This is a genomic window from Sphingomonadaceae bacterium OTU29LAMAA1 (assembly GCA_024072375.1).
GTDB lineage: Bacteria > Pseudomonadota > Alphaproteobacteria > Sphingomonadales > Sphingomonadaceae > Sphingomonas.
Window position 1 is genome coordinate 1,035,712 of sequence record CP099617.1, and the last position, 12,858, is coordinate 1,048,569.

Sequence of the window (12,858 nt, forward strand, 5' to 3'; positions counted from 1 at the left end):
GACCAGCATCGGTCAGCAGATAGTTGAACTACCCTTGATGCGCATGACGGGAGTGTCAGCGAAGCGACTGTCAGAAGGAGGGATGAGCGCATCGCTACATCCTCACAGATCGAGCGGATGTCTGCAAATGGACGTTAGCGGATATGGTAACGACGACGCTGATTGGCGGCGGGCGAGGTCACCCGAACAGCCGCTTGGCGCTCCGCTCCAGCATCAGCAACTGCCATAACGTCCGCCCGTGGTCCGCTCGCCCGCTGCGATGCTCTTCCGCCAGCGAGGCGACGGTCTTCATGTCGAGCCAGCCGCTTTCCACCAGCGTTCGTGATCGGCACAGCCCCTCGGCCTCCGCCGCCAACGCCCCGCGGAACCACGCACTGATCGGGGTAACGAACCCCATCTTCGGCCGGTACAGGATATCCTTCGGCAGATAAGGCTCGAGGCTGCGCTTCATCAGCCACTTCCCCTCGCCACGCCGCAGCCGCATGCCCGCTGGCAGGGTCGCGCAGAATTCGATCAGCCGATGGTCGAGCAAGGGCTCGCGCGCCTCCAGCCCCACCGCCATGCTGGTGCGATCGACCTTGGTCAGGATGTCGCCCGGCAGCCAGATCTTGATGTCGGCATATTGCGCGCGGTCGATCGCATCGCGCGCCGGTGCCGCCCGCATCGCAGCGACATAACGATCCTCCGCACGATGCCCCTGCAGCGCCGCCCGCGCCTCCGCGCTCAGCAACCGCGCGCGCAGCCCGGGCGCGGTCACGCCGACCGCGCGCGCATAGGCTTCGTCGCCATCCGCGCCGAGCGCCAGCAGCGTCGCCTTCGCCCGCAACGGTCGCGGCGCCCAGTCGGCCTTGGGATAATATCGGCCCAGCGTCCCGAACGCCGCCTTCCGCCAGGCCGGCGGCAGCAACCCGCGCACCCGCTCTTCCGCCGCCTGGAACTTGTAGCGGCGATACCCGGCCAGTGCCTCGTCCGCGCCATCGCCCGACAGCGCCACGGTAACGCTTTTCCGTGCCAGCGCCGCCACCTGATAGGTCGCGAGCGCACTGCCATCGGCGAATGGTTCGTCGAAATGATGGACCAGCGTATCGATCAGCGCGAAATCGTCCGAGCGTACGACCTGCACATGATGATCCGTCGCGAAGCGCTGCGCGACCGCCGCCGCATGGACACGCTCGTCATGCCCCGCCTCGTCGAAGCCGATCGTGCAGGTTTTCACCGCCGTCTTGCTCGCCTCGGCCATCAGCGCGACGACCGCGGAGCTGTCGACACCACCCGACAGGAACGCGCCCAGCGGCACGTCCGCCACCATCCGGCTGCGTACCCCGTCGCGCATCCGCGAGAGCAGCTCCTCGCCCAGCACGCCGGCCGATCCGTTCGCCCGATCGGCGAAGCTCACGTCCCACCAGCGCTTCGGCCGCGGCATCCCCTGCCAGCGTTGCACGTGCAGGAACGTTCCCGCCGGCAGCTTCTTCACGCCCGCGACCAGACAGGCGTCGTCGGGGACGTAGCCGAACGCCAGATAATCCTCGACTGCGGTCACGTCCGGCACCCGCCGTAGCAAGGGATGCGCAAGCAACCCCTTCAGCTCGGAGGCGAAGGCGATGCTGCCATCGGACAGTTCGACGTAATGGAGCGGCTTCACCCCCATCCGGTCGCGCGCCAGGAACAACGTCCCCGCATCGGCATCGTGGATCGCAAAGGCGAACATCCCGTTCAGCCGATCGAGCAGCGCCGGCCCCCACGCGCGCCAGCCGTGCAGCAGCACCTCGGTATCGCCCCGCGTCTGAAAGCGTGCGCCCTTCTGCGCCAACGCGGTGCGCAGCTCGGCGAAATTGTAGATCTCGCCATTGTAGGTCACCGTCAGCGCGCCCGATTGCATCGGCTGCGGCGATCCCTCCAGATCGATGATCGACAGCCGCCGATGCCCCAGCCCGACGCCGGGTGCAGTCCAGACCCCCTCCCCGTCAGGACCGCGATGCGCCTGCGCGCCGATCATCGCCGCGATGCGCGCGGGGTCGACCGGCTTCGGCGTACCCGGATGGAAGATGCCGGCGATGCCGCACATCAGCGCAGCCCGGCCGCGGTGTCGCCCAGCACGCCGATCGGGCCGATTGCCGCCGCCAGCGCCGCGATATCCGCGCGTGCATCACGCCCCGGCACCACCTCTGCCGACACATGGATCGCCACCGCGCGTTGCGGCCCGCCGAGCAGCTTCGCCTTCATCGTTTCGATCTTCACCACGCGTTCGTCCGCCGTTACCCTGTCGCCGACGACGTACCATGTCGCGACGACGCGCTCCACCGGGCCCGGCGCCGTCATCCGCAAGGTCGATCCGCCTGCGATCGGGCCGGTATCCGCTATTCGCACCCAGCGGTCCTCCTCGCGGATCACGCCGGTGCCGAACGCGCCGATCTTGTGGCCCTCACCCTGGCTGCCGAACACCGCGATCGCCAGATCGACCGCCGCGCCGTCGGCCCGCGCATAGCGGCCGAACAGGCTGTGATCGGCGCCGGGATAATACGGCTGCCACGGTGCCGCCCGGCTGAGCGCGACGCGGCTCCACCCCGCGACCTGCGGCAGGTCGATATGCGCCGGCAACGGCGTCGCACGATGCGCGATGGCGGCGCTCCATGCCGGCCACAGCCCCGCCACGCCGACCGCCAGCAATGTCGCGAGCGGTAATGCCAACAGGCCTCGCCGCGGTACGGGCAGTTCGGCGGGATCGAACATCGCCGCATCCGGCGCGCGATCGAACCAGCGCCAGCCAATGCCCAGCACCGCCGCCATCACCAGTCCGAAGAACACCCAGCCATAGACGACATGGTCGAACCCCGTCGCCGCCTCCACGCTGGTCAGGTGTGCGGCATAGATCGTCCCGAACGCCCGCAGGCCGTTGGCGAGCACCGGTACGACGATCGCGGCGACCATGAACCATGCCCGACGACGCCATGATACGAAGCACACGTTGGCGACGAGCATGCCGAATGCCAGCATCGCGATGACGAATTTGGCGCCCGAACACGCCTCCGCCACCTCGAAATAATACCGGCCCGCGTGGATCAGCACGCCGTTCGATTCCGCCGGCACGCCGACCAGATGCAGCAACGGCATCACGATCCTGACGGTGACGGCCTGCAGCGGCGGCTCCAGCTCCTCGCCGAACGGAACGAGAAACACTGCATAGCCAAGCGGGAACAACAGCCCCCGCGCCACTTGCGGACCAAGCAGGGTCACGGTCGCGCCCTGCAACATGACGATCAGGCCGAATTGCCGGGCGAAGCTGACCGCCCCTGCCTGCCCCATCAGCCAGCCGGCGCCGCCTGCGGCGATCAGCGCCAGCCCGGGCCACCACGCCGCCGGCGTCAACGCCGCCAGTTCACGCCGTCGCTGCCACACCAGCCAGCCGATCACCGGTCCGATGAACAGGCAATGCCCGAAGGTCGTGCTGGTCCACCAGATCGACCCGAGATGCGCGACATCCTCCCGGAACAGCAGCAGGATCGCAGCCACGGCGAGCGCCAGCGCAATCCCGTGCCGCCGCCATACACCGACCGGCACGGCGTCGCGTCCGGATGCCAGCGCGACGATCATGCGGCCAGTCCCAGCAGCGCGTCCAGCGGTGCCAGCCGGGCGTCCCAGTCGTAGCGCGCCAGCACCCGCTCCCGTGCGCTGGCGCCGAGCGCAGCGGCGGCATGCGGGTCGCTCAGCAATCCGGCGATCTGCGCCGCATGATCGGCCGCGTCGTCCGCAACCTGCAACGTGCCGCCATGATCGATCCCCTCGGCCGCAGCTACCGACGCGACCACCGGCCGCGCCATCGCCATCGCTTCCAGCACCTTGTTCTGGATACCTCGCGCCAGCTTGAGCGGAGCGACGCAGACATCGGCCGCCGCTAGCCATGGCCGCACGTCGTCGACCGCACCGGTCACGATCACATCATCGCCGGCGAGCGCCTGCACGGCGGCCGTCGGCGCACGACCGACGATGGCGAATTGGAGCGTCGGAAATCCAGTGCGTAGCAGCGGCAGGACGTCGGCGGCAAACCACGTCACCGCTTCGATGTTGGGGCGGTAATCCATCTGGCCAGTGAAGACGATCAGCGGCGTTTTATCCTCTCCCGTCCTCATGGAAGGCAGAGCGCGGGCAGGATCGAACGCCGCGGCATTGATGCCGTTTTCGACCGCCTCGATCCGCCCCCGACCACCACCGCTGCGAAACAGCGCGGCCTCCGCCTCGCTCACGAACACGCTGGCCCGGACGTTGCCCGCGACCTGCCGCTCGAACGCCCCCAGCATCCTCGCCTCACGCCGCATCATCCACCGCATCGGCAGCGATCCGCTCTCGCCAAAGCCGGCGAATTTGGCCGAATCGACATCGACGAAATCCATCACCGTGGGGACGTCCGTCGGCAGATACTGCGCCATCTGGCCCGAGAAACAATAGACCGCATCGGCGCGCACCCGCGCCACCGCATCGTGCATCGCCTTCGATCCGAAGGCCGTCAGCGATACCGGCCTGCGCGTCGCCAGCGCTTCCAGCGCAGCCACCGCCTGCGCCTTGCCGCGCCGGACGATCGCGACGCTCGCCAGCCGCTCCGCCAGTACGGGCGGCACGTCGAAGTCCGCCTCCGTCTCGCCGAACGCTACCAGATGGACCTTCGCTCGCGATGCCAGATAGCGCAGCACGTGATAGCTGCGGATCTTGTCGCCGCGATCGGGCGGGAATGGCGCGCGATGGGCGAGGAACAGCAGCTCCATCACCCCAGCCCGCGCGAAATCCACGGCCCCACGATATTGGCGACCGGCAACGGCAATCGCTGCCACGTCCGTACCATCAGCGCATATTTCGGATTGAGCGGATTGACCTCGCGTGCTTCGCCTTCGCTACGCTTGGCATAGCTGCGAGGGGTCGGGGTAAAGCCCCAGTTCTTCTTGAACGCCGCCGCGCCGGTGCCGGTTTTCGACCGCCCGAAATCGAACCGGGCGCAACCCCGCCCGCGCGCATGGTTCATCAGGGCGAAGTACATGCGGTCATTGGCGCGCAACGTCCGCGCCGCTGCCGTACCACCGCCCCAGTAAGGAAACACCGTTCCCTGGAAATAGACGCTGAGCACGCTTGCGACCGCGCGGCCCTGGTGGCGCACGGTCAGCACGTCGGCTTCCATCGCCGCCATGACGCTGCGAAACAGCGCGGCCGGAAACACCGGCGTGCCAAGATTGCGCACCGATTCGGCGTAGACGCGATAATGCTCCGCCAGCAGCGCCTCGCCGCCGGTGACGACCTCCAGATCGAGGCCGAGCGAACGCCGCACCTCGGCGCGCTGCTTGCGCGGGATCGCCAGCAATTCGCCTTCTTCCGTCGCGGACAGGTCGCGGACGAAGCCGAGATAGGATGTGTCGTCGGTGTCCCAGCCACCGGGCGCAGGCCCGCCACGCAGTTCGACGCCGGGACAGCCGATCCGCTGCGCCAGTTCCCATGCGCCGGAGCCAAGCGCGTCGACGCCCTCCCCCAGCACACCGCCGTCGACGCCGAAGCCGGTCGAGACCAGCGCCTTGCCGAACAGGGGCGATCGCATCTCGGTCAGCGGCAGGACGCCGGCGATACCGCCATCGGCACGCTCGGCAACCAGATAGCGTGCGCGCTGCCGACAGCCACGCTCGACCGCTCGGCTCCACGCGGTGAGATGGAATGGCGTCGCGCCCGCCGCGTCGCGCACGAACGCGTCGATCGCACCGCTCTCGCCGATGTCGGACAGGTTGGCCTCACGTACGCCGAGCGGCGTTTCCAGCAGCGGGATCACGCTAGCGATGCCGCTTCACGAGCCACCACGGTATCGACCCGTCCCCAATCGTGCCGCGCGATCAGCCCGCGCAACTTGCCCGCCATCGCGCCCAAACGGGAATAATGCCGCACTTTCGATCGCAAAGGCGCGTTTTTGACGCGCGGCTGGTCCGGATCTACCTCCCAAGGGTGAAAATAGAAGATACCCGCATGCCCCTCACCATTCACCTGTCGCACGGCGAAGTCGGTCAGCGCTGACGGCAGCAGACGAAAGAATCCGCCACCCGTCGCCAGATGCTTCGCGCCGATCTTCGCCACCGTGACCGGCAGTTCGATCATCGGTGAATCCTTCAATGGCCGAAACGCATAACGCGGCGCGTCGCGCCAGCCGTAATGGTCGTGAACCACCGGCGCGACACTTGATGAATAGGCATAGCCCGCCTCGGCCAGTTCGTTGAATGCCCACAGGTTGCGAGTGTCGATCGAGAAACTCGGGGCGCGATAGCCGGTCACCGCCTGCCCGCTGGCATCCTCCAGCGCCGCACGCGCACGGACCAGATCGGCGCGAAAGGCGCTCGCATCCATCGTAAAGACGCGCTGGTGATCCCAGCCGTGGCTCGCGACCTCATGCCCCGCATCGGCGATGCGCCGGATCAGCCGCGGATGCCGTTGCGCAACCCAGCCCAGCGTGAAGAACGTCGCCTTCACCCCCGTTTCGGCGAACAGGTCGAGCACCGCACCGGTGTTCGCCTCCACGCGACTGGCGATCGTGTCCCAGTCCCGCTTCGCGATCACGCGTTCGAATGCGCCGACCTGAAACCATTCCTCGACATCGACCGACAGGCCGTTGAGCACGGCGCTACGCGGCATGATCCCACGCGGCGGGAGCGCGGATGGGGATGTGGTCGTCGGTGATCTCGGACGCTCCGGCCACCACCGCTGCCGCAGCTGCCTCGACCTCGCCGCGATCCGCCTCGACCCAGTCGACCAGCAACGTCAGCACCCGGCGTAGCGCGGCTTCCTGTTCGGCGACGCGCGTCTCCAGCGCCGCAATCCGCTCCTCGGTCAGGGTGGAGGGCAGCGGCTCCGCAACCGGTTCGGCCGCGTCATCGACGACGATGCCCCCCGTGGCGGTTTCAGGCTCGGGCTCGGGCTCGGGCTCCACGACAGGTTCGAGCCATTGCACTGTCCGCGGCACGAAGCGTCGCACCGTCGATTCGGGTGCAGCGTGCTCGGGTTCGGGAGCGACTTGCGGTGCGGGTTCGGCTCTGGCCCCCGTCTCGGCAGCCAGCATCGGCAGGTCGGCATGCAGATCGCGAAGCACGTTCCGCACGACCCGCGCGTCGATCATCTCCAGCCCCTCGATCGCGGCATGCAGCATCACGCGTCCGGCAAGCTGGTTGAGCCGGCGGGGCACGCCGCCCGACCCTTGATACATCGCCGAGAAGGCATCGTCGGCAAAGTCCGGACGCCCCTGCCAGCCGACCACCGACAGGCGGTGCGCGATGTAATCGGCGACCTCGCCCGGCTCCATCGGATCGAGATGGTGGATCGCGATCACGCGCTGGCGCAGCTGCTCGAGCCGCTCCGATCCGTGCAGCCGCTCGCGAAATTCGGGCTGCCCCAGCAGCAGGATCTGCAACAGCGCATGTCCCCCCGCCTGGAAGTTGGACAGCATCCGCAATTCTTCGAGTGCATCGACGGGCAGCGCCTGCGCCTCGTCGACGATCAGCAGCGTGCGCCGGCCTGATCGCGCCACCGCATGCAGCCCGCGTTCGATCGCGGTGAGCAATTGTGCCTTGGCGAGACCCATCGGATCGACACCCAGCCCGGTCGCGACGATGCGCAGCAGGTCGTCGGCGGGGATCGCGGTCGATACGATGGTGATGACGTTGAGCGCGGCGGGATCGAGCATGCCGGTCAGGTGCCCGACCAGCGTCGTCTTGCCTGCGCCGATGTCACCGGTGACGACGACGAAGCCCTCGCCTTGCGCAAGGCCGTAGCCCAGATAGGCCATCGCCTTGCGATGCGTTGCCGTCTCATACCAGAAGCGCGCGTCCGGCGTCAGCTGGAACGGCCGCCCCGTCAGTCCGAAATGCTCGTCGTACATCCGTCAGCCCTTAGAACGAGTAGCGCGCGGCGAGCAAAGCCTGCGCCGACCACGTGGTATCCACATCGGCGGTATCGAACGCGTAAACGCCTGCGCTTGCCGAGGTGGTGAGCCGACCGAAGCTGTGCCCGTAGCTGGCGGTCGTGCCGTATGACCAGACGCCGAACGATTGGGCGACGCCCGATTCGTAATAGTTGACGAAGGCGTTGACATCGATCGTCGACACGGGCGTCAGCGTCCGATTGAAGAACAGCTGGCCATAATAGCTCTCGTCCTCGATGCCGTAGAGCGTCACACCGGGCACGCTCTCACGGTTGAACAGCTTGCGATTCGCATAGCCGACGCCGCCGCCATAGATCGACCGGCCGCGTGTTACCGACATGACCGCATCCGCACCGCGAGCGCGATAGCTGGCGGTGGAGATCGACTGGAACACGTCGTTCAGGCACCCGCCCGGCGTCGCGCCGCTGGTCGAGAAGACGCAGCCGTTGAACTGCTGCGTGAACGCATCGCGCGCCGACAGGAAGCTGGTGGGCAAGTTCGACAACCCGGTGCGCAACTGCCGACCGAACGTCGTCACGCTGTCGTACACATCCGCCGAAAAGCCGATATGCTCCGATGCCTGATAGGTCAGCAGCCCGGTATAGCTCACCGAACCATAGCGCTTGCCGACATGCGCCTCCGCCGAGGTGCGGCGGTTTGGCCGCCAGATCACGCCCGCATCATAATAGACGCCGTCGGTGCGATAGGCGATCTGCCGCGGCGAGGCTTCGTTGGTCACGAACCGGCCATCGCGGTCGACCACCGGTACGCCGGTGGCATCGGTCAGCGCAGACCGGCTGCTCGTCTCGATCCGTTCATAGCCGACGCCCGCAGTCAGCGCGACGTTGGCGGACACCGGCGCCAGCACGTCGCCGCGCGCCCGCCAGCCTTCATACCGTCCGTCGAGCTGGCCCGAATCCTCGCGCTCCCATCCGCCGCTGGCGGTCAGACCGATCGGCAGGATCTGGCCCGGCTGCACGCCCAGACTCAACCCTGCGACCTGCCCGAACGAATCGTCGTAATAATCCAGCCGCGGCTGCCCGGCCGGCACTGCCGTGAAGCTGGGGCTTTCGACCTTGGTATAGCCTGCCTGATAGCTTGCCGCGATCGCGACCGGACCCGCATTGGTGGCGTAGCTGGGTCCGCCGTACACCGCATAGACCTGGCTGATGTTGTCGACGTTGCCGACCAGCACGCCCGGTGCGGCGCCGCGGATGTCGGAGCGTGTCCGCGTCGCGATGCCGCCTGCTTCCAGCGTCAGGCCTCGCGCGACCTGCGCCGAAACGCGTGCCAGACCGGTGTGGATGTCGTCATCGCCGATGTCGTCGTCCCACGAGATGCGCCGTTCGTAGCGATACGACAGCTGTCCGGTAACCCGCGCGGTGCTGGCTGCTACGTCGATCCCCGCCGCGATCGTCGAATAGGTCAGCACATCGCCGCTGTTCAGATCGGCGTCGAGCACCTGCCCGACCTCGATATACGGCGTCACCTGCACCCGGCGGCTCTGCGCCTCGGCGCCGGTGCCGGCGATCAGCGCCCCCAGCGCGACGCCCGCGTAAAGAACCCGCATCACTTGCCTGACTCCTGGCCATAATAAGTGCCGTAACGGTGCCCTCCCGGCACGAACGATACGGCATTGAGCACGAGCGCGATCTCGTCACAGCCATCCAGCCGCTGCACCGCCTCGCGCAGTTCGTTTTCCGGCGTGCGATCGGCCCGCACCACCAGCATCACCTGCCCCACCAGCATCGCCAGTACGGCGGCCGGGGACGCCGCGAGCGCCGGCGGCGAGTCGAAGATCACGATGCGGCGCGGGTTGGCCTCGAGCAGCCGCGCCAGCACGGCGCGGGTCCGCGCCGACGCGAGCAATTCGGTATCCGTTGCGGTCTTCGTCCCCGCCGGCAGGATCGACAGTCCACCGACATCGGTCCGGATCACCAGGCTCTCGACATCGACCCGGCCGTCCGCCAGCGCATCGAGCAACCCCGGCTGTTCCGCCATGCCCAATCGCGCCAGCACGTCTGGCTTGGCGAAATCGGCATCGACCAACAGCACTTCGGTATCCCGTTCCGCCGCCATCGACAGCGCCAGATTGACCGCGCAGAACGTCTTGCCGTCGCCCGGTCGTGCCGAACAGACCAGCGCGGTCCGTGCCTTGTCGACCTGCCCGGTTTGCGCCACCCGTTCCCGCGTGATGAGCAGTTGGCGTTTGATCAGCCGGAATTCCTCGGCCAGCGGCCCGACGGGTGCGCCCGGCACGATCATGCCCGCCTCGGCCAGCATGCCGCGGTCGATCGTGGCGATATCGCTCAGTTCGGGCGTGTCGTAGAAGGATTCTGGCAGCTCCTGTCCCACCGGCGCCCGCAATTCGGGCGGGATGGCAAGGAACGTCGCATCCATCTCCACCACGTCCGCGACAGGGGCTGCGACAGGGGCCGCGACCGGGGCCACAACCGGGACCGGATCGGCGACGGGCCGCACCGGTGCCGGCAAGTCCGCCAGCGGCGCATGCTGCGGCGCTCGCGCTCTCAGCTGCGATCCGAAGTCATAGGTCTGCGCCGCACGCTCGAGCAGCGATTCGCGACGGATGGGCTTGTGCATCATATCGTCCTTACCCGCGCTCACGCCGCCATGCCGCGCTGGAGCACCTCGACACCGACCAGCAGCACATAGGCCGCCGCCAGCCCCGCGGCACCGCCTAGGAACAGCTTCAGGCGCTTGGCACGCTGATCCGCCTGGACCCGCGTCACCACTTCGCCGATCGATCCGATCACCGGCATGCCGGTGGCCTTTTCAAGCCGTGGCCCCGTCGCGAATGTCGCGCGCAACTGGCCCAGCGCGAACGCGGCACCCACGCCTGCGCCCAGTCCGGCGATCAGCACGCCGGTCAGCAGCAGCATGCGGTTCGGCGCCGTCGGCGCGCGCGGCATCGTCGGCGGGTCGATAACGGAAAATTTCACGTTATCGGTCTGTGTCTGCGCCTGTCCGCGCAACGCGATCTGCTGGCGCTGGGTCAGCAGCTGGTCGTATTGATCCTTCAGCACCTGATAGTCGCGATCGATCTGGCCTTGCTCTGCCGCGACCTCGGGATCACCCGACAGTTTGGCATTCAGCTGGTCGAGATCGCCCTGCAACTGTGCCTTGCGCATCCGCAACGCCGCCACTGCAGACTGCTTGTCGGCGACCATCGACTGCAGCGACAGGTACAGCGGATTCGGCGTTCCCGCCGTCCCCCCGCCCATCGGTTCGCCGCGTGCCGCAGCCTGCGCAGAGGACAATTGCCGCTTGAGCGCGATCACGTCGGGATGCTGATCCGTATAGCCACGCGCCCGCGCGTCCGCGAGCTGGCCTTGAATCGCGTTCAGCGCGGCGCGTGCCGGGCCGGCAGCGACGCCGCCCATGCCCGGGATCGTGGCAGGCGTGCCCGCCATCTGCCCCTGCACCGCCGCAAGGCTCGATTGCGCGGCGGCAAGGTCGCCGTCGACCTGCGCCATCTGACTGCGTGATGCGCCCATGCGATCGCTGACGCTGCCCGTCCCGGGCAGCGAGCCGAGATAGCGGGTCTGGAAATCGGACCGCTTCGCGTCGGCATCCGACAGTTGCTTTTGCAACTGCTCGAGTTGCTTGTTGAGGAATTCGAGACTCTGCGACGTCTGGCTACGATCACGACCCAGGTTCTGTTCGACGAAGATGTCGATCAGCTTCTGCGTGATCGCCCGCGCCAGCTTCGGCGAGGACGCTGTCGTGGTGATCTGGAACAGATTGTCCTGCTGGCTCTCCACCTTGATCGCGGTGGCAAGCCCGGCGACCCGATCGGCGATGTCGCGGTCGCTCGACACCGTCTGCGCCAGATCGGTACCACGCACGACCTTTTCCAGATTGACCGCGCTGATCAGTGTCTGGCGGATCGTGTCCACGTCCTTCTGCTGCGTCTGGGCCGGCGCATCCATCGATGCGGGCAGGATCGACTGCATCTGCACGAAGACGCGGGCACGCGATTCATACCGGCTCGGCATCTGGCTCACGACGAACCAGCCGGCGACGCACACACCCCACGCCACCGCCAGCGCCAGCCAGCGCCGCGTCCAGATCGCATGCAGCGCCAGCCGCGCTTCGTCATAGAGGCCGTTCATCCGCTAACGCCTCAAAACATCGATTCGGGAATGATGATGACATCGCCGGGCTGCAGGCCGACGTTGGCACTCGAATCGCCCTTCTTCAGCAGGTCGGCGATCGCCAGCTTGTACTCGTGCTGCTCGCCGGTGTCACGGTCGTGACGAATCAGCTTGGCCTTGTTGCCGGCGGCATATTGGTTGAGGCCGCCGACCGCGATCATCGCGTCCAGCAACGTCATGTTCGCTCGGAACGGGATCGAGGCAGGCTTGTCGGTCGCGCCGATCACCCGGACCTGCTGGCTGTAGGTGCCCGAGAAATTCTCGACGATCACGGAGACGATCGGATCCTTGACATACTGGCCCAGCGCCTTCTTCATGTCGGCGGCCAGCATCGACGGCGTCTTGCCCACCGCCGGCATGTCGTTGATCAGCGGGGTCGTGATGCGGCCATCGGGACGCACCTGCACCTTCGCCGACAGTTCCGGATTGCGCCAGACGAAGACGTTGAGTTGGTCGAGCGGGCCGATGACATATTCCTCGCCCGGCTGCTCCTTGCTCGCGACATAGGATGCCGGCGGCAATTGCGGGCCGCCGCTGCCGCTCGAACAGCCGGACAGCGCCGACGCGGCGGCGCCGACGGCAAGCAGGACACGGACGGAAACACCGGAACGCATTGGGTCTTCTCCTGGCCGCCCGCCACGTCCTGACGTGATACGGGCTTCCAGGGCGCTATGCCGCCGGAGAGGTGAAGATAGCGTTAGGAACGCTTGAAGGCCAGGCGCGATCGGCCGGGCTTTCCCCGCAACCACG

At 67.4% G+C, this 12,858-nt stretch carries 10 protein-coding genes; all 10 read right to left on the reverse strand.

Going from position 1 to position 12,858, the window contains the following annotated elements; genetic code table 11:
* Positions 1-178 precede the first annotated feature (178 nt).
* Genes NF699_05285 through NF699_05330 form a run of 10 tightly spaced genes read right to left on the reverse strand, consistent with a single transcriptional unit; the run spans position 179 to position 12,722 of the window.
* The gene (locus NF699_05285; protein USU06090.1) at positions 179-2,065 is read right to left on the reverse strand and encodes an amidotransferase 1, exosortase A system-associated; all 1,887 of its coding nucleotides are present in this window, start codon (positions 2,063-2,065) and stop codon (positions 179-181) included.
* Positions 2,065-3,591, reverse strand: a complete 1,527-nt coding sequence (gene xrtA, locus NF699_05290) for an exosortase A (protein ID USU06091.1) — start codon at positions 3,589-3,591, stop codon at positions 2,065-2,067. Before xrtA ends, NF699_05285 begins: the two co-directional genes overlap by 1 nt.
* Complete coding sequence (locus NF699_05295) at positions 3,588-4,757, reverse strand: TIGR03087 family PEP-CTERM/XrtA system glycosyltransferase (GenBank protein USU07010.1); 1,170 nt, start codon at positions 4,755-4,757, stop codon at positions 3,588-3,590. Before NF699_05295 ends, xrtA begins: the two co-directional genes overlap by 4 nt.
* Positions 4,757-5,800, reverse strand: a complete 1,044-nt coding sequence (locus NF699_05300; GenBank protein ID USU06092.1) for a FemAB family PEP-CTERM system-associated protein — start codon at positions 5,798-5,800, stop codon at positions 4,757-4,759. The genes NF699_05295 and NF699_05300 overlap by 1 nt, the downstream gene beginning before the upstream one ends.
* On the reverse strand, positions 5,797-6,651 hold the full coding sequence (locus tag NF699_05305; protein USU06093.1) for a DUF3473 domain-containing protein: 855 nt from the start codon (positions 6,649-6,651) through the stop codon (positions 5,797-5,799). Before NF699_05305 ends, NF699_05300 begins: the two co-directional genes overlap by 4 nt.
* Positions 6,641-7,891, reverse strand: a complete 1,251-nt coding sequence (locus NF699_05310) for an AAA family ATPase (GenBank protein ID USU06094.1) — start codon at positions 7,889-7,891, stop codon at positions 6,641-6,643. Before NF699_05310 ends, NF699_05305 begins: the two co-directional genes overlap by 11 nt.
* Before the next feature lie 10 nt (positions 7,892-7,901).
* A complete protein-coding gene (locus NF699_05315) occupies positions 7,902-9,503 on the reverse strand; it encodes a hypothetical protein (GenBank protein ID USU06095.1) in 1,602 nt (533 codons plus the stop codon).
* Positions 9,503-10,537: an AAA family ATPase gene (locus NF699_05320; protein USU06096.1), complete on the reverse strand. Its 1,035-nt coding sequence runs from the start codon at positions 10,535-10,537 to the stop codon at positions 9,503-9,505. The genes NF699_05315 and NF699_05320 overlap by 1 nt, the downstream gene beginning before the upstream one ends.
* A 17-nt stretch (positions 10,538-10,554) precedes the next feature.
* Complete coding sequence (locus tag NF699_05325; GenBank protein USU06097.1) at positions 10,555-12,066, reverse strand: chain-length determining protein; 1,512 nt, start codon at positions 12,064-12,066, stop codon at positions 10,555-10,557.
* Between the two features lie 11 nt (positions 12,067-12,077).
* Positions 12,078-12,722 carry a polysaccharide export protein gene (locus NF699_05330; protein USU06098.1) on the reverse strand — a complete coding sequence of 215 codons (645 nt, stop codon included), beginning with the start codon at positions 12,720-12,722 and terminating at the stop codon, positions 12,078-12,080.
* Positions 12,723-12,858: the final 136 nt, after the last annotated feature.